Annotated in this window: 13 protein-coding genes; 9 read left to right on the top strand and 4 right to left on the bottom strand. The window is 70.5% G+C overall.

Translation table 11 applies throughout. From position 1 onward, the window contains the following. Window positions 1–13 precede the first annotated feature (13 nt). From ACZ3OF_RS10720 to ACZ3OF_RS10705, 4 genes are all read right to left on the bottom strand, one after another. Window positions 14–1,750 (bottom strand): type IV secretory system conjugative DNA transfer family protein, encoded by a 1,737-nt coding sequence (locus ACZ3OF_RS10720; protein ID WP_467304048.1) that lies wholly within the window; start codon window positions 1,748–1,750, stop codon window positions 14–16. A 23-nt stretch (window positions 1,751–1,773) separates the two neighbouring features. Beyond that, on the bottom strand, window positions 1,774–3,879 hold the full coding sequence (locus tag ACZ3OF_RS10715) for a peptidoglycan DD-metalloendopeptidase family protein (RefSeq protein WP_361668328.1): 2,106 nt from the start codon (window positions 3,877–3,879) through the stop codon (window positions 1,774–1,776). Between the two features lie 6 nt (window positions 3,880–3,885). Then, complete coding sequence (locus tag ACZ3OF_RS10710) at window positions 3,886–4,563, bottom strand: hypothetical protein (RefSeq protein WP_361668330.1); 678 nt, start codon at window positions 4,561–4,563, stop codon at window positions 3,886–3,888. A 270-nt stretch (window positions 4,564–4,833) separates the two neighbouring features. Then, window positions 4,834–5,274 carry a hypothetical protein gene (locus ACZ3OF_RS10705; protein ID WP_361668333.1) on the bottom strand — a complete coding sequence of 147 codons (441 nt, stop codon included), beginning with the start codon at window positions 5,272–5,274 and terminating at the stop codon, window positions 4,834–4,836. 291 nt (window positions 5,275–5,565) lie between these two features. Between ACZ3OF_RS10705 and ACZ3OF_RS10700 the strand changes: the two genes are divergently transcribed. From ACZ3OF_RS10700 to ACZ3OF_RS10660, 9 genes are all read left to right on the top strand, one after another. Further along, window positions 5,566–7,350 carry a conjugal transfer protein gene (locus ACZ3OF_RS10700; protein ID WP_467304047.1) on the top strand — a complete coding sequence of 595 codons (1,785 nt, stop codon included), beginning with the start codon at window positions 5,566–5,568 and terminating at the stop codon, window positions 7,348–7,350. A 103-nt stretch (window positions 7,351–7,453) separates the two neighbouring features. After that, complete coding sequence (locus ACZ3OF_RS10695; protein WP_361436166.1) at window positions 7,454–7,714, top strand: TrbC/VirB2 family protein; 261 nt, start codon at window positions 7,454–7,456, stop codon at window positions 7,712–7,714. Window positions 7,715–7,820: 106 nt separating this feature from the next. Then, entirely contained in the window at window positions 7,821–8,420 is a 600-nt protein-coding gene (locus ACZ3OF_RS10690; RefSeq protein ID WP_361668338.1) for a hypothetical protein, read from the top strand. A gap of 7 nt (window positions 8,421–8,427) precedes the next feature. After that, window positions 8,428–11,442, top strand: a complete 3,015-nt coding sequence (locus tag ACZ3OF_RS10685; protein WP_467304045.1) for an ATP-binding protein — start codon at window positions 8,428–8,430, stop codon at window positions 11,440–11,442. Between the two features lie 39 nt (window positions 11,443–11,481). Beyond that, window positions 11,482–12,012, top strand: coding sequence for a hypothetical protein (locus tag ACZ3OF_RS10680; protein ID WP_361668343.1), 531 nt, complete (start codon window positions 11,482–11,484; stop codon window positions 12,010–12,012). 64 nt (window positions 12,013–12,076) lie between these two features. Then, entirely contained in the window at window positions 12,077–14,341 is a 2,265-nt protein-coding gene (locus tag ACZ3OF_RS10675; protein WP_467304043.1) for a hypothetical protein, read from the top strand. 11 nt (window positions 14,342–14,352) lie between these two features. After that, window positions 14,353–14,955 (top strand): hypothetical protein, encoded by a 603-nt coding sequence (locus ACZ3OF_RS10670; protein WP_361668348.1) that lies wholly within the window; start codon window positions 14,353–14,355, stop codon window positions 14,953–14,955. Window positions 14,956–15,082: 127 nt separating this feature from the next. Then, window positions 15,083–16,414 (top strand): WhiB family transcriptional regulator, encoded by a 1,332-nt coding sequence (locus ACZ3OF_RS10665; RefSeq protein WP_467304042.1) that lies wholly within the window; start codon window positions 15,083–15,085, stop codon window positions 16,412–16,414. A gap of 13 nt (window positions 16,415–16,427) precedes the next feature. Continuing rightward, the gene (locus ACZ3OF_RS10660) at window positions 16,428–16,667 is read left to right on the top strand and encodes a hypothetical protein (protein WP_361597077.1); all 240 of its coding nucleotides are present in this window, start codon (window positions 16,428–16,430) and stop codon (window positions 16,665–16,667) included. Window positions 16,668–16,742 lie beyond the last annotated feature (75 nt).

Raw genomic sequence — 16,742 nt, 5'->3', positions numbered from 1 at the left:
CGCGTAACAAGCCTCAGCGCCTCGCGCCCGGGTCGTACTTCGCCAGGGACGCCTGGACCGACGGGGCGTACGGGCCCTCCCACCACGGGATCGTCTCCACCAGGACCGGCTTCGTGCCCGAAGCCAGGACCAGGGCGCGGCCGGGGGGCATCGAGCCCAGGTCCGAGACGTGGAGGACCCGTTCGCGGCGGACCGACTCGTTGACCGTGCGGTTGCCCGACCAGTGGCCGTGCTCCGATTCACGGGTCGTGGAGTACTCGCGCAGCTCGTATTCGCCCGCCAGGTCCGACAGGTCGCCCAGGAAGCGGGTGTCCGAGACACCGCCGCCGTACACGCGGACGTTGGCGGCCGACCACAGCTTCTCCATGCCGCGGTCGCCCCACACCTCGACGCCCTGGGCCCAGGACTGAAGGATCGTCATGAGGATGATGCCGCGCGAGCCGTAGTGCGAGTACAGGTCGGGCAGGGCCCGCCAGCGGCAGACGTTCGCCGCCTCGTCCAGGACGCCGACCAGAGGCAGGGGGAGCCGGCCGCCGCGCTGGGTCGTGGCGTACTCCTCGGCGGCCTCGACCGTCGCCACCGTCAGGGCCGTGACCAGCGGACCCGCCGAGTCGGTGCCTTCGCGGGAGAGGGAGTAGAGCGTGCCCGGGGTACGGACGAACTCGTGCGGGTTGAACTGCGGGCGCGTGTCCTCCGGGCCGTTCGGTGTGACCCACTTGTTGATCTCGGGGTTGATCAGGCACGACGCCATCTGCTGGGCCACACCGTAGATACCGCTGCGCTGCTTGTCGGGTGCGGTGATCACGCCGTTAAGCGCGTCGGCCGGCATGGTGATGCCGGCGCCGCGCAGGATGCGCTCCGGGGTGTCGTCCTTGGGGTTCGACAGCCAGGTGTAGACCTGGGTGATCGGGGCGTTCCCGGTGGCCGCCGCCAGGAGCAGGTTGGCCAGGAGGTCCTGGCCGGCCGGGTCGAAGTACGCGTCGGTGGAGGCGTTCGGGTCGCGTGAGCCGGACGCGAAGTGGTCCGCGAGCTTGCGGGCCTTGGCCACGTCCGTGACGTACGACAGCGGGTTCCACCACCACGCCGGCGGCTCCGTCGCCACCTGCTGCGGGTCGAACACCCAGACCGGGCCGAGGGCCTGGCGCGGACCGCGCGTGGCGTCCACGATGTCCCGCTTGTTGGAGGTGACCAGCACCGCGCCCGGGCCGTCGAGGATCGCCGGAATTGCGCGCCGCGTGGTCTTACCGGTACGCGGACCCCAGATGTCGACGTGCATGTCCTCGAAGGAGCCGAAGAGCGGCTGCTTCCCCTTCACCGAACGACCGATGAAGACGCCCGGGACCCGGCTCGTCACGCCCAGGCGCTCGGCGATGGCCGCCGCGCCCTTCATCGTCAGCTTGCCGAGCTGCTCGCCCTTCGCCAGGTGCTGGGCGGCCGTGTCGACGTCCGGCTTCCTCTTCGAGCGCTGTCGCAGCCGGTAGCCCCACAGGACGAGGATGCCGAGCAGCAGTGCCTCGCCGGCGGCGATGGCGCTCGCCGCGCTGCCCGGCCACTCGTAGTCACCCTTCGCGAGGGCGACCGCGAACGAGAACGGGTTGCCCGGCGGGGCGGGCGAGTCGTCGAAGGACGCGCCGAGGTGGGCGGCGCCCCAGGCGCCGCACAGCACGACCAGGACGACGGCGACGAGACCGACTATCTCGTACGTCCAGTCGTCCTCGGCGCGCGGCTTCTTCTTCTGCTCAGCGGCCATTTTTCTTCCAGACCTTCCTCACGTCATGCATCTTCGTGGCCGCCCGCCTCGGCCGGGTTGGTGCCGGCCGGGATCGGCACCCGGAACACGCCGGTGATCTGTCCTTGGACGTCCCAGGTGCTGAACTCGACGTTCTTGTCCTTGCGCGGGGCGTGCAGGATCTTCTTCGTCTTCGGGTCCCAGATGATCCCGACGTGCTCCGAGCCGTTGCGGCCCGGGCGGAAGAAGATCAGGTCGCCCGGCTGCGACTTCGACAGGTCGACCTCGGACGCGGCGAGCTTGTCCTCCTGGACGTACGTCGTCGCCCCGATGTTGATCTTGCCGCCACTCGCCTGGTAGTACGCCCACTGCGTGAAGCTGGAGCAGTCGAATGACACGGGGCTGTCGCCCTGGAGGCGCGGCGCGCCCCACACGTACGGCAGGCCGATGCCCCGCTGCGCCCAGCCGAGTGCCGCGCGGACCACCGGGTCGTCGGAGTCGGGCATGACGCCCGTCACTCCGGCGCCGTCAGGGGCGACCGGGGTTCCGCCGCTGCCCTTGGCGCACTCGGCGAACTCGGCGTCCTTCCCGCTGCCGTCGCCGCCCGGCACGCTGCCGTAGTCGGGGCTGGCGGAGATCTTGCCGTCCAGCCAGGCCTCGGGGTCGACCATGCCGGGGCCGTTGTCCTGGCCGCCGACGAACGGGTTGTCGACGCCGGGGACGCGGACCTCCCAGTGCAGGTGCGGTCCGCTGGTGTTGCCGGTCATGCCGACGGCGCCGATCTGGTCGCCGCGCTTGACCTGGGCGCCTGCCTTGACGTCGAACCGGGACTGGTGGGCGTACTGGGTGATGACACCGTTCGCGTGCTCGATGAGGGTCTCGTTGCCGTACGCGCCACCGCTGCCGGTCTTCACGATCTTGCCGTCGGCGGGGGCGTAGATGGCCGTGCCGACGCGGGCTTCCAGGTCGAGGCCGGTGTGGTAGCCGAGACTCCACATGCTGCCGCTCTTACGGTATTTCGTGCCGACCTTGTACGTCCCCTCCTTCAGCGGCCACTGCCAGTCCTTGCCGGACGAGGGCGCGCCGGGCTCAAGGGGCAGGGCGGCGAGGGAGAGCGGCACCATGCCGGACGTGCCCTGGGCGTCCTCGAGCCGGTAGGAGGCGGCCATGGCCTGCGTGGTCGTTCCGCCGCCCGCCAGCGGGGGCGTGGACCAGGAACGGGCCGGAGAACTCGCGATGTTCAGCGCCGTGTTCGGGTCGGCGTTGTTACCGACAGGCTCCGGGATGTCGGACTGCTGTCCGAGCGTGGGGAAGGCGGGGTTCTTGTCGACGGTGGCCTTCAGGTGCGCGTACCAGTCCTGGATCAGGTCCTTCTCGCCGGTGAGGTTGCCCCGGTAGCGGGCGGCCTGCGTGAGGACGACGCGCATGTAGATGGTGTTGCTGGGGCGGGAGCCCGAGTACCGCATCAGCGCGTTCCAGGCGTTGGTCTCCGCCTTCATCGCGTGCAGGAAGTTGGCGGCGGCGAAGGCGGCGTCGTCGATGTTGTACAGGTCCTCCTTGCCGTCGCCGTTGCCGTCGTCGCCGTAGTCGGTCCAGGCCGGCGTGCCGAACTGGAGGATGCCCATGTACCCGGCGCTGTTCTTGCCGCCGGGCGCCGCCGACGGGTCCTGCCCGTACTTGGTCTCCTGGTACATCTGTCCGGCGATGAGCGTCCAGTCGAGCCCGTCGTAGCGGGCAGCCGCGCGCATGGCGGCGAGGATCATCTTCGGGGGTATCTCGTTCCGGGCCGTCTCGCTCGGCATGTACATCTTGCCCGCGGGCATGATCGGCGAAGTGGCCGCCGCGTCACCCGTGTTGCCGGCCTGGGTGTTGTCGCCGTAGTCACCGCAGGTCGAGGCCGCGGCACCGCCGCCCATGGCGCCCATCAGGCCGCCGATCATGACGAGGATGACGAAGCCGATGCCGCCGATCGGCAGCAGCCCGCCGCCGCCGAGGAGCAGCCACAGCTTGAGGTTGCTCTTCTTCCCACCGCCGGGGTCCTGTCCGCCGCCGCCTCCGCGTGCGGACTGTGCGACGTCCTTGGCGGCTTTCGCCGCCTTGGCGACCTTGGCGGCCTTGGCAGCGGCCGCGAGAACGGCAGGAGCCACCATCGGTGCCTACCCTCCCGCCTGGTCGGACGCGCCCACGTTGCCGAGGCCGAAGAGGGAGACCGAGGACACCTGCCACGCGCCGCCACCACTGTCGCGGACCGTCACGAGCCAGGAGTTGGTCTCCTTACCGGTCTCCTTGCCGTTCTCGCTCCGGACGGCCGTCACCTCGACAAGGCTGGAGACGGAACGCCCGCTGCCACGTACGAGATCGTTGGCGACCATCGCGTCGCGGACCACGGTGGCCGTACCGCGCGAAGCGCACTTGGCGGCCACGCAGGTCGCCCACGCCTTGCCGGTGGGCAGGGCCGTGTCCTGCCTCAACTGCCGGTCCTGGGTGGTCAGCGCGAGCAGCGGCGCGGCCCAGGCGGCGTTCTTGTCGGTGTGGGTGTAGGTGTTGATGCCGACCATGTAGTCGGTCATCCGCTTGTGCGCGGCGACGGCCTCGGCCTCGGCAAGGATGGGATCGACCGCGGAGGCATCGCCGCCCGAGGGCTTGCCGTCGGAGGATCCGGATGCCCCGGTGCTCCCCTCCGTGGGCGCGCTCGTGACGGCCGACTCCCCGGCGTCCGAGGACTCGTCGTCCCCGTCGAAGACGGTCAGCACGACAAGGGCGCCGACCATCAGGAGCCCCAGAATCGCCAGGGCGAGTGCCGCAGTTCGCTTGTTGTCGGCAGGTGACTCCACCGTCCCGGGCCTCCCTCAGTCAGGTTGCCGGGACACGGTAGGGGGAGAGGCGGCCGGTCGATCAGTTGTTTTCCTCGCCGGGAAAGGCGGGGAAAGGCGCAGGAAAGCGGGGAGCGGGCGGGGGACGGACGGGAGGTGTGGGCCGTGTGCCCGTCTTTCGGTGAACAGATGGCGATCGGTCCCGGATCCGGGAACTCAGCACCCGCGGACACAGGGGCTGGTCCGGGCTTTTCCCCACACATTCGATGCACCTGCCCGACCGGATCCCGGTCAGGCGATGAAGATCCCGAGGAGCAGGAGAACCACCACGACCGCGCCCATGATGAGGCGGATCTTCGGATCCTCGCGTTCCCAGAGCTCGTGGACCACGGCCCAGCCCGTCAGCCGGGCGGCGCGGCCTTCGTGCAGGCCTGAGCCGGTGGTCTGGGGCGAGTCGGGCGTCGCGGGGGCGTCCGGGGCGAGGTCGCCCGTGATGCCCTGCTGCTCCTGGGCCACCAGTACGAGGCCCTCGAGGAGGTCGGGCATCGTGTTCGGGGTGAGGGGGTACGCGACGGTGCCGAACTCGGTCTGGAAGCAGAGGCGCGACTGCCAGGGGTTGCCGGGTTCGTAGCCGTCGATCCAGGCGTGCTGGGCGTTGTACGTGGGTACGGGCGGGGTGGGCGCGGCGGCGACGGCGGGATCGGCCGGTGCTGCGGGTGTCTGGTCGCTCAACTCTCGTCCTTGGCAGGGTCGGGGACGGTACGGCGCGCCCGGCGCGCGGGCACAACCCCCGCATTGTGCCGAGCCGTCGGGAACGGGGCCCCGGGGAGTCGGTCACGTGACACGTCCGCTTTCCTCGCTCCTCCTCGGCTTTCCTCGCTCTTTCCTCGACGAGGAAATGGCGGTGTTCCCGTCCGGTCCGTTTGCCACACTGCCCTCCGCACCTGGCCTCACCAGGGCCCGCCGCGTCCGAATCCGGCCGGCCGGGGATCAGGGGATCACACGCGGGGGGAGACCGAGCCGATGACGGACCACAGCAGTCCCGCCGGTGGTGCCGGCGGAAACCAACCGCCCGCGCAGCCGGGCCAGTTCGGGTCGCCGCACATGGCCGCCGGGCAGCAGCCGCACCAGGCGCAGCAGCCCCAGCAGCCGCATCAGGCCCAACCGCCTCAGCAGGCCCAGCAGATGCCGCCCCAGGCCCCGGCGCCGTACGGCTACCCGGCGGCCCACACGCAGGCTGCTCCGGCCCCCGCGGCGCCCCAGCAGCCGATGGCGTCCGAGGCCGCGCGCGCCCAGGTCGCCGCCGCGTGGACGCGACGCGCCCCGCAGGCCGCCGTACCGCCCGCGGAAGCCGCCGTCCCGGCGCTCCCGCCGCGCCGGAACTCCTCCTCGGACGGTGCGAAGCAGGACAAGAAGGACCGCCGCGAGCAGGCCAGGGCCGAGCGGAAGGCCGCGTACGAGGCGAAGAAGGCGGAACGGGAGAGCCGTAAGCGCGGTGGAACCCCGGCGCCCGCGCCCGTCGCGGCCTCCGCGCAGGTCGGTACCACCGCGTCCGTCGCCCCCGCCCCCGGCGGCGTATCCGGTCAGGCGCCCGCGCCCACCGGATCCGCTTCACCCTCCTCCGCGGGTGCCGCGTTCGACATACCCCGTCCCGGCGGCCGCCTGCCCGCGACCGGCCGTGGAACCCACGTCGCCCTGCGAGCCACGCTCCTCATCACGACCTGCGTCTTCGCCCTCGGTTCGTGCGGCGTTGTCGGGCTCGCGATCGGCAGCTCCTCCTCCGCGCCGACCGCCTCCCTCGACACCAAGGACGTACAGCGGTACCGGCTCACCGAGTACCCGACCCAGGCAGCGGGCACGTTCGCCGAGAAGTACGCGACGCTCTGTCTCGCGTACGACCCGAAGACGGCCGACCGGCGCCGCGAGGAGCTGGCCCGTTACGCGACGTCCGGCGTGGACCGCGACTGCGGCTGGAACGGCCAGGGCGAGCAGAGCGTCACGGCCGCCACCTGGGACGGCAGCGTCGAAGAGCTTCCCGAGTACGGAAAGAACGGCCGGTACCTGGGCGTTCAGGTCACCCTGTCGACCGGGCGGATCACCACCGTCTCCGTCCCCGTGTTCGTGGCGAATCCGGCCGCCGGGTCGGGGCTGCGGGTCGTCGGCGACATCGGCGAGATGCCGCTGCCCGGCCGCGGCACCGCTCCCGAGGTGGACCGGGACGACGAGATCGTCGACGACACGCTCTCGGACCAGCTCAAGGCGCAGGTGATGCCGGGCTACTTCACGGCTTGGGGCGCCTCCGACTCCACCGCGATGTCCCGCTTCACGACCCCCGACGCCACCGCCGCCGCCACCTCCGGCCTCGCGGGCGCGCTCTCCGCGCCCCAGGTCGAGACGGTCGAGGCGCTGGCCCCGGCCGGTACGGAGGACGGCGACACGATCACGTACAAGTACGGACAGTCCGTGCGCGTGCGAGTGACGGTCGTCTGGGGCGAGGCCGGGGACGAAGGCGCCACCGGTGAGGCCACCGCGCCGCAGGTGAAGCGTTCGTACCGGGTGACCGTCGTGAACACCGCCCAGGGCTGGTTCATCAAGGACGTACGGGGAGCGGTCCTCGATCCGGCGGGCGGGAGCGGCGACGGCGGCGAGCCGAGCGCCTCCCCGTCCCCGGGGCAGGGCACGCCGTCGGCCGGGACGACCACTCCGCCCGCCACCGGCGCCGCCACGCCGCCCGCCACCGGCGCCGCCAAGCCGCCGGCCAAGCCCGCGAACAAGCCCAGCACGAAGCCGGCCGGCCGGAAGCCCTGACGGGGGGCCAACGGCTCCCCGTCCGTCCCCGCCTTTCCGGCCGACCCTCCTCACCCACCCCCATGAGCGGACCGCAGCACTCCGCAGAACGAAAGGACACCTCATGTACCTGGCGGCGACCTCGATGACGGAAATGTTCACGCAGATCCAGAAGATCCTGCGCGACGCAGGAACGATGGTCGCGGTGATCGCCCTGCTCATCCTCGGCATTCGGATGCTGATGTCCATGAAGCGCGGCGACGGTATGCGCGAGGCCTTCCAGGGCTTCGGCATGATCGCGCTGGCCGCCCTGATCATCGGTGGCGCGACCGGCCTCGCCGGTGTGCTGATCGGCCTCGGTGGCCAGATCGGTGGCGGTAGCTGAGCCACCCGGCAGGGGACCGAGCCGTCCCCGCCCGGAGGGGCCCCAGCCGGGCCCTGGCCGCCGCCGACGGCGGTCGAGAGAGGTCGAGAGAGAGGGGGAGTGACCGATGGCGCAGGACGTGACGGGCGAGCCGGAGCCGATGGTCGCGTACGACCACACGGATCTGCTCAACCGGCCCAAGCGCATCTGGAACTGGGGCAACATCCCGCTTCCCGGACTGCTGCTGCCCGCGCTCGGCGCGGCGTTCGGCTTCGGTGTGGTGTGGATGGTGACGCTGCTCTCCCTCTCCGCCTTCGTGCCTGCCCTGGGTATGTCGATCCTGACGGCGGTGCTGTACCTCGGGCCGCCCGTCGGCGTGTACTTCGTCTGGGGCCGGCCGCTCCCCTCCGCGCTCACCCTCAGCCAGCAGCTGGTGGTCTGGGCCGACTACTGGTGGCAGCCGAAGCGGCTCCAGGGCCTGGCCGCCGACCGTGAGCCGGGCGAACTGCACTGGCAGGTCATCCTCTGGCAGCCGGGTTCGCAGCGCTGGCAGCAGAGTTACGAGCGGGCGCTGGACGAGGCCGCGCGACACGGTTCGTCGTACGGCGGTACGGAACCCCCGATCCCCGCGCCCGCCGCGCTCGCCGACCACGCGGGATCTTCCGCATCGGCCGCCGTACCCCCGGCCCACACCGCCGCACCCTCCCCCTCCAAGACCGCAGGATGACTTCTCCATGTTCATGATGATCCTTCTGGGCGGGGCGGTCGCCTTCTTCGCGATCGCCATGATCATGGCCGCCTCCTCCTCCAAGGCCAAGGCCGCCAACGGCAACCAGGGCGGCGACGGAAAGTCCGGCTCCGGCGGAGGCTCCGGCAGCCGCGGCCGGTCCCAGGGTGACCGGGCGCAGGCCCGGCGCGAGGAGATGCGTCTGCCGTACCGCTACGCCGACGACATGATCTTCGTGCACGGCGACTCGGTCTGGACGGGCATCGTCCTGCCCACCTCCATCGACGAGTACCTCAACGCCACCGAGCTCCAGGCCATGGCCGAGGCGCCGGCCCGCGCGCTGCTCAACCTCGCGCGCGGCGACCGGAACGTCGAGTGCCACTACCGCAAGGTGTACCGGCCGATCACCGCCGTGGGCTGGGCCGAGGAGCTCAACGCCGTCGCCTGGGACCCGACCGAGAACTACAAGGCGTACAACTTCCGCAAGGCCGAGTACCAGGAGCGCATCGGGGCGATGCGCGAGCGGAACATCCTGCTGGTCAAGCTGGGTTCGCTCAAGCGCGGCTCCGGTGACGGCAGCGGTGTGCTGCCCGGCGGCGACGACCCGGTCGAGGAGCTGGCCCTCTCCCGTGCCCTGACCGGCCCGGCCGACAAGCTGGCGGCGGGCGCGACCGGTGTCCACGGCGAGTACCTGTCCCCGGTCCTCCTGGCCCAGTGGACGCAGGTCGCGCGCGAGGTGCACGAGAGCCTGGAGAGCCTCGGCGGTACGCCGCTGGCCCGCGAGGAGCTGGTCTGGCTGATCCGCAAGCCGCTCCACGGCGACCTGCCGGTGCCGCCCGAGCCGGTGCTCGGTTCGCGGTCGTGGGGGCCGGACCAGTTCGACCTGGTGGTCGACTTCTCCGGCGAGAACCGCAAGACGCACATCGTGCTGCACCAGTACGACGAGGTCACCGGCGAGCAGCACACCAGCTACACGACGACGCTGGTCGCCGCCAACTGGCCGACGGAGACCCGGTTCCGCCAGTCGACCGCGTGGGCGCGGTACGCGGCGCAGAACGTGGAGTTCCCGGTCGAGATCGACATGCGCTTCACCCTCATCCCGTACCTGAAGTTCAAGGACCGCGCCGGAAAGATCAGCGGCAACCTCGTGGACGAGATGAACGACATGGCCAACTCGGGCCGTTCGCCGGACACCAGGCTCGCCAACCAGGTCACCCGCGCCAAGCACCTCGTCGACGACATCGAGGAGCACAAGATGCCGGGCATGGAGGCGCAGATCCGTTTCACGGTCTCCGCGTCCGACCCTGCGGAGCTGGAGCGCCGGCGCCGTGTCCTGGAGATGCAGTTCAAGCAGGACCTGAAGGTGACGCTGCTGCGTCCGACGCGCCAGCAGTGGCGGCTGCTCCAGTCGCAGCTGCCGGGCAACGCACCGAAGCTGCCCATCGCGCCTTACCTGCGGCTCCAGGAGGTTGAGCAGCTCGGCGCGGGGCTGCCGACGGCCGGTACGGAGCTGGGCGACAACCCGGAGCAGCGGTCCGGCAAGAAGCTCGGCTGGGTGGGCAACCTGGTCGGCTGGGCGGGCAAGATGCCGGTCCACTACTCGCTGCACGTCGGCCCGGCCCGTAACGACGGCGGTGGCCTGGCCATCGTCGGCGCGTCCGGTGGTGGAAAGTCGTCACTGGCGCTGCAGAAGTTCTACGAGGAGTCGGAGTCGGGCGTCCGTTGCCTGGTCATCGACCCCAAGACGGACTTCGCGCAGCTCTGCTACTACCTGGGCTTCGGCGCGCAGGTGAACGACCCCGAGTTCGCGGGGGACGCGGAGCGCGGTGTGCTGGGTACGCCGGAGAGCCGGTTCCAGCCGGTGAACCCGGAGTTCTGGGCGGAGACGGAGGTCGTCGACCTTCTCAAGGGCCAGGCGGGCGTGCTCGACCCGTGGGTGATCGCCCGCGACGTGCCGTCGGGCCGGCTGCTCGCCGAGTCGATGCTGCGGGGCTTCCTCGGTGACGAGGACTACCAGCGGGTGCGGCTGCCCGTCATCGAGGCGATGGCGACGGTCGTCGGCTGGTACAACTCGGCGATCCGGCAGGCGACGGAGCAGGGCCTGAGCGCCCGGGACGCCGAGGTGCAGGTGCCGAGGCCGACGCTGTGGCAGGTCGTTGACGAGGTCGTCCAGGCCTACGACCACGCGGTCGCGACGAACGACCGTGAGGCGGCGAAGGAGCTGAAGCTGGCGCAGATGCTGCTGACGGAGCTGCGCACGCTGCCCTACGCGCGTCTGGCGTTCGCGGAGAAGCCGCAGACGCTGTCCGCGATGCGCAAGCGTCGTACGGTCATCACCCTTCGCGGCTTCCAGTCGCCGGCGGCCTCCGACCCGCGCAACTGGAACCCGGCCGAGCGGCTCGCGGCGACGGCGCTGATGGCGGTCGTCGAGCTGGGCAGCCAGATGCTGGACGTCGGGTACGAGAAGAACCCGGTGACGGGCGAGATCGGCCTTCGTCCGAAGGCGCTGTTCGTCGATGAGGCGTACGTCGTCACGGCGACGGAGAGCGGCCGGGACCTGATGCGACGGGCGCTCAAGCAGGGGCGTTCGTACCTGGCGGTGACGGTGCTGATCACGCAGCAGGCGATCGACCTGGTCCAGATCGAGGACTCCGAGGCGCGCAGCGGTGGCGCGAACCAGATCCACACGGTCTTCGCGTTCAAGCAGAAGTCCGCTCAGGAAGCGTCGCTTGTGGCACCGTTGCTGGGCCGTCCGGAGACGGACGCGAAGGTGGTTTCCGCTCTCCAGGAGCTGCGGACCGGTGTCTGCCTCCAGAGGGACGCGGACAAGCGGGTGGGGACGGTGGCGGTGGACCTGGTCTTCAAGGAGATCCTCGCCGCCACGGACACCAACGGCACGACCCGTCCGTCGAGGCAGGGCGTGAACCCCCCGCTGAGCGTCTGGGACTGGACGTTCCTCCAGGAGACGAACGACCTGGACCCGACGCCGAGCCCGGCCCAGGAAGCCACGGCCGCGGTCTGACCCGCCCGGCCCATCCGAATCGACCCAAGGAGCATCCCGATGCGTCTGACCAAGAACCTCGCCGCCGGAGCCGTCGCGCTGACGGCCGCGTTGACCCTGACGGGGTGCGGGGGCGACGGCGGGGCCGCCGCCGAAGGTCCGCTGGGCGGTCTGCCGAAGGCGGACACGATGGCCGATGTCCAGAAGGCCGTCCAGGAGCGCGGAGAGGACTGCAGTCCCCTTGAGCAGAGCCGTGAGGGGCACTCCTACATGGCGGACGAGGCCAAGGACCCGGCCTGGGGCATCAAGGAGCGCGCTGTCTGCTTCGACAGCGGGGGCGGTTCCGTCACCGTGTTGCTCCTCAATGACATGACCAAGTTCCAGGAGTCCCTGGCCAAGGGCGGCGGCAGCTTCACGATCGGCCAGAACTTCGCTCTCGCCGGCGAGAGCGATTCCTTCGGCCAGGCCCTGAACCGGGGCGGTCTGCACACGTTGTCGTGCAACAAGGGCAGCCGTGACGACGTGCCCAGCGGCTTCGAGATCCACGACGGCCTGGTCAAGGGCTGCTTCACCACGAACTACGACCTGTAGCCGCTCCGCGCCCCGGAACCCCGGACCCCTGGAAGGAAAATTGATACCCGTGCGCCGTAGGGCCATGTCACGCGGAACCCGTACCGTTCCTCGTTCGCCGGGCAGCCTGGTGCGCGGCGCTGGGCGGATCGTCAGAGCAGGCCTGTTCCTGGTTCTCGCGCTGGTCGCGTTGACGCTCTCCGTCCCGGACACGGCGCGGGCCTTGGGCCCGAACCTCAATCTGAGCTGCAAGATCACCGGGGACGACGGCTACAGCCACGACAGCCCGGGCGCCAGCGGTGAGTCCATCATTCCCGCGGTCCAGCAGTGGTCGGAGTCCGGTCAGACCGGTGAGGACATCAATGACACGTCCGGGATGGTCACAGGCGCGGTCAAGATGCCCAAGTCCCCCGACAGCTACACGTTCTACGAGATGAACGCCATGCGGGGGATGGTCTGGACGACGACCTTCAAGGGCCGGGGCGACGCCTCTCGTAAGAACGGCGAGGACGACACCGGCGCCGACAAGTGCTCGGTCATGGACTTCGTCAACAACGGCGTGGCGAACATGGTCTTCAACGGAACGAAGATCCTCTCGCGCTCGGCCATCTCCATCAAGGAGCTGGCGTCCAACCCGAGTCCCCTCAAGGGTCTTTACGCCGGACGCAACAACGCCGTGACCACGCTGGAGGACAACGTCTTCCGCCCGGCCGTACCCGCCATGATTCTGCTCACCGGCATCTGGGTCTTCACCAAGTGGCGCCGACAGGAGATGCGCGAGGTCTGGTCCGGCGTCGGATGGGCCTGCCTGACGACCATTGCCGTGATCGCCCTTCTCGCCGGCGGCGGCAAGAACAGCAACTACCACAAGGTCATCAACGAGGCCGACGCCGGTATCGCGAACTTCAACTCGGCGCTGGCCGAGACGGTGCTGGCGGGCGCGTCCGGAAAGATGCAGCCGCCCTGTGACCTCCCCGACACGGAGAAGCACAACCGAGGACTTCGCTCCTCGAGCTGCGCCATGTACGACACCCTCGTCTTCCGGCCGTGGGCCCTGGGCCAGTTCGGCGAGAACGGCGCGAACTGCATCTTCCGGAAGGACGGTGGGGCCAAGCTCATCAACGGTGTGTGCACCCTGGGCAGCGCCAAGGGTGAGTGCGACTTCGGAAAGGGTGTGCGCTGCGAGGACCTCCGGGTCAAGCAAGCCGTGTCGCAGTCCACGACGAACTTCGACCAGTTCCCTCTGCAGGGCAACAAGAAGGAGATCGACAAGGAGATAGAGCAGTGGATGCCCATCCGCATCGACGTCGCGGGCGGCTACGGGCTGGGCTACCCGGACAAGTCCCCCCGTGTGGCGGACCAGCACGTCTACGCGGTGCCCTTCGACGACTGGGCAGGCCGTAACGCCGGTGGCCGGGTCGGGCTCGCCTTCTACTCCCTGGTGGCCGCCCTCATCGTCGGCATCATGGTCATCGTGCTCAGCGCCCTCACACTGCTCTGGCACTCCGTGACCCTGATCCTCATCATCATGCTTCCGCTGATCGCCACGCTCGGCATTCACCCCTCCCAGCAGAAGCTGCTGAAGGGCTGGCTGCAGTCGTTCATCCACAGCTTCGTGCTGCGGGCGGGCTTCGGAATCATCCTGACCGTGCTGCTCCTGCTGTACCAGATGATCCTGCCCGCCCGGATCCCTCTGGGCATGCAGCTCCTCATGCTCCTCCTCGTCACCGTCGCCGTCGTGATGATGCTCAAGAAGCTCATCGCCGGGAACTTCAGCCCGCAGATAGCCGGCGCCCAGGATGCCCTGGGTGTGGGTGACATGCCGGGTGCCGTCGCCGCCAAGGCTGTGCCGATGGCCGGGTCGGTCGGACAGGCCGCCGCCAAGGGGACGGGACGCGTCGCCGGTAGCGTCGCCCGTGGTATGGACAACGCGGTGCTCAAGGGGCGTCTGCGCAAGGGTGGTTGGATCCCGCAGAACAACTCCGGGCGACAGCAGCGCAAGAGTGCTCGCCAGGCCCGGGTCATCCAGAACGACTCGTTCCAGGAGGCGGAGAAGAGGATCAAGGAGCGCGAGGCAGAGGCGAACGGTTCGGAGCAGACGCCCACTGGTCAGCAGCCCCCCCGTCGTACCGGCCGCGTCAGCCAGGGCAACACCACTCCGCCCCCCGCTGCCAACCCGACCCCCACCGCTGCTCCCGCGCCGCAGCAGCCCGCGCCGCAGCCCGAACCGCCCCGCCCTCCGCGCGTCCAGCCGCCGCAGCAGCCGGTCGTGCAGCAGCCCGCGCAGCCGAACCCGCCTCAGCTGCCCCCGCAGCGGCCGCCGGGTGACGGCAACCGTCTGCCCCGATAGGAGGAACGTCCATGTCACGAACCGACTCGGTCGTCGGGGCCGTACGGCGGCTCGTCCGGCAGGAGAAGAGCGACGCCTGGGCCGTTCGGCTGCTGCCGAGGCTCGTCCTCGGGATCGCCGCGGCGTACACGCTCTTCATCCTCGCCTCCTCCAGCATGAGCTCGTTCGTCACGATCTGCGCCCTGCTGGTGCTCGGCCTGCTGGTGTTCCTGCTGCGCCGGCGCGGCCAGTTCCTGCTGGCGGTCGGTTCGACGGTCCTGACCGCCGCGTTCGCGGGCTACCTCGCGGCCGTGGCGGACATCGCCCGGGGCATTCCGGCCGGGTGGGCGAGCGGGCAGGCCGTGTTCGGGTACTGGGCGATCTCCGGGATGGCGCTGCTCGGTGCGTGGATGGTCAAGGACCATCCCGGGCGGCGCGGGCTCACCGTCGTGCTCGCCGACGTCGTGCTCCTCGCGGCGGCCGGCGTGGGGACGGTCGCGCCCCCGGCCGCCGTGCCGCTCGGGTTCGCGGGTGTGGTCGCCGTGCTCATGGTCCGGGGTGGGGGCGCCGCCGCGCTCCGCCGCGTGGCGCGGCGGGCCACGCGGCGCGTCTCGAGACGCGCCAAGGGAGCCTGATGTCACATCAGAAAACTTCTGAGCAACTTGGTTACAGTTCAGAACGGCTTTGCTGTCGCCAATTGCACTGCTCTAGAGTCCCCAGGTATCAAATTTTGCCACGGGGGGCACTTTCATGGTCACAACCATGCGCAGGACGCACGCTGCGCCCATATCGGCAACGCCGGGCGCGGCCGCAGCTTCGCTGCCCTGCCACCGCCGGCCGGACATCTTCCGGCATCCGCTTCTGGAGAACCCGCCCGTCAGCTCCGCCGAACTTCCCATCCAGGGAAAGCGCATCCAGGCGCTGGCCCACGCGGCCCGTCAGCTCTGCGCCTCCTGCCCGCTCCGGCGGGAGTGCCTGCAGGACTCTGTCCTCCGCCCGGATCCGGGCGGGTACCTCGCCGGTACCACCGAGCAGGACCGGCGGCTCATCCGCCGTCGGCTCGGCATCGGCACCTCGCAAGGGGACCTGACGACCCCGGTGGACCTCCGGCAGCGGTCCGCCGACTTCGACGCCGAACTCAGCGCCGTACTGGACGCGTTCGCGCCGGGGCACACCCCCCGGCGCCCCCGCCCGCGTACACCGGTCCGGCCGGGACCGCGGTCCGTGGTCCCACCCCAGAAGACACATCACGTAGCAGAGGTATCAATGGCGGCGCCGGCAGGTGAACGGATCACCTTCCCCCTCGACGACCCGGTTCTCGCCGTGCAGAAGGCCGTCCTCACTCCGCTGCTGCTCGCCACGCTTCCCGCGCTCGAAGCCTGCGAGCGGCTCGCCGGCATGCTGGCGCACGCGCCGTCCGTCGGCCTCGCGCCGGAGCTGACCGAGTCGTGCCGACGGGCGCGACTCGGCATGGAGACCTGGCGGGCCGAGCTGGCCGAGGACGCCCCGAGCCTCCCGGTGGACACCGGACTGGTCGGCTCGGTCAGCGTCGAGCTGGCCACCAGCGACCCGATCACCGCCCTGCGCCAGGACCTCTTCGAGCCTCTGCTGCGGCGGGTCTCGGATTCGATCGCACGGATCGAGCAGGTCATGACGGTTCTGGACACCGGGCGGAGCACGGACGACGGAGTCACGGGCCGCACGCCCACCACCCTCGCCGATCTCCGGGCCGCCCTGCGGGAGCTCGCCGTGCGCATAGAGGCGTACGAAGGTGTGGCCCCGGCAGCCGCCCCGCGTCTGCGCGCCGTGGGCAGCGAGGTGGCGGTGGCGCGCGCCTTCCCGACCCCCACGAGCCTGCGCCGTGCCGTGGACGAGGCCGTCGCGTCCTTCCCCGGTCCGTTCACCGCCCGCGACGTCCTGCTCGCGCTGCCTCCGGAGGTGTTCCAGGAGTCGGCGAAGTCGATCAGCAACATCCTGTCCGCCATGGTCAAGTCCGCACGGCTCCGGCGCGTGTCCCGTGGCACGTACACAATTGACCCCACGGCACCCCCCGTCGCTCCGTTCGTCGGTGACGACGTCGCCGAGCACTCCTGAAAGGACCCGAGTCGTGCAGCCCACGCCCCCGGCGGCCGAAGTCCGTATCTTCTCGCCCAACGCCGGTCTGATCGACGGCGTACCCGTCACGGCGCCGCCGTACGGTGACATCCAGGAGGTCGTCATCTCGATCCTCCAGCAGCGCGCCCAGCAGTTCGGCGCGCCCGCCGCGGCCTCCATCACCGACGACCGGTTCGGCGGTGCCATCCGTCTGCTCATCCACCCGGACGGCACCACGGAAGCGCTGGACTGACGCGCCCCCGCCGGTGCGGCGGCCGGGGACGATCGGCCGACCGCACCCCCACCGGCCTGCGGTGATGTGCGGGAC

The sequence above is a fragment of the Streptomyces sp. NPDC022552 genome (assembly GCF_055561875.1).
The sequence above is the reverse complement of the archived record's forward strand: the minus strand, read 5'-3'. Positions and strand labels throughout refer to the sequence as shown.

Bases quoted from the DNA above. Each gene is read 5' to 3' on its own strand.
- ACZ3OF_RS10700 (WP_467304047.1), top strand. From the start codon at position 5,566: ATGACGGACCACAGCAGTCCCGCCGGTGGTGCCGGCGGAAACCAACCG.
- ACZ3OF_RS10675 (WP_467304043.1), top strand. From the start codon at position 12,077: ATGTCACGCGGAACCCGTACCGTTCCTCGTTCGCCGGGCAGCCTGGTG.
- ACZ3OF_RS10690 (WP_361668338.1), top strand. From the start codon at position 7,821: ATGGCGCAGGACGTGACGGGCGAGCCGGAGCCGATGGTCGCGTACGAC.
- ACZ3OF_RS10715 (WP_361668328.1), bottom strand. From the start codon at position 3,879: ATGGTGGCTCCTGCCGTTCTCGCGGCCGCTGCCAAGGCCGCCAAGGTC.
- ACZ3OF_RS10665 (WP_467304042.1), top strand. From the start codon at position 15,083: ATGCGCAGGACGCACGCTGCGCCCATATCGGCAACGCCGGGCGCGGCC.
- ACZ3OF_RS10720 (WP_467304048.1), bottom strand. From the start codon at position 1,750: ATGGCCGCTGAGCAGAAGAAGAAGCCGCGCGCCGAGGACGACTGGACG.
- ACZ3OF_RS10695 (WP_361436166.1), top strand. From the start codon at position 7,454: ATGTACCTGGCGGCGACCTCGATGACGGAAATGTTCACGCAGATCCAG.
- ACZ3OF_RS10685 (WP_467304045.1), top strand. From the start codon at position 8,428: ATGTTCATGATGATCCTTCTGGGCGGGGCGGTCGCCTTCTTCGCGATC.
- ACZ3OF_RS10670 (WP_361668348.1), top strand. From the start codon at position 14,353: ATGTCACGAACCGACTCGGTCGTCGGGGCCGTACGGCGGCTCGTCCGG.
- ACZ3OF_RS10680 (WP_361668343.1), top strand. From the start codon at position 11,482: ATGCGTCTGACCAAGAACCTCGCCGCCGGAGCCGTCGCGCTGACGGCC.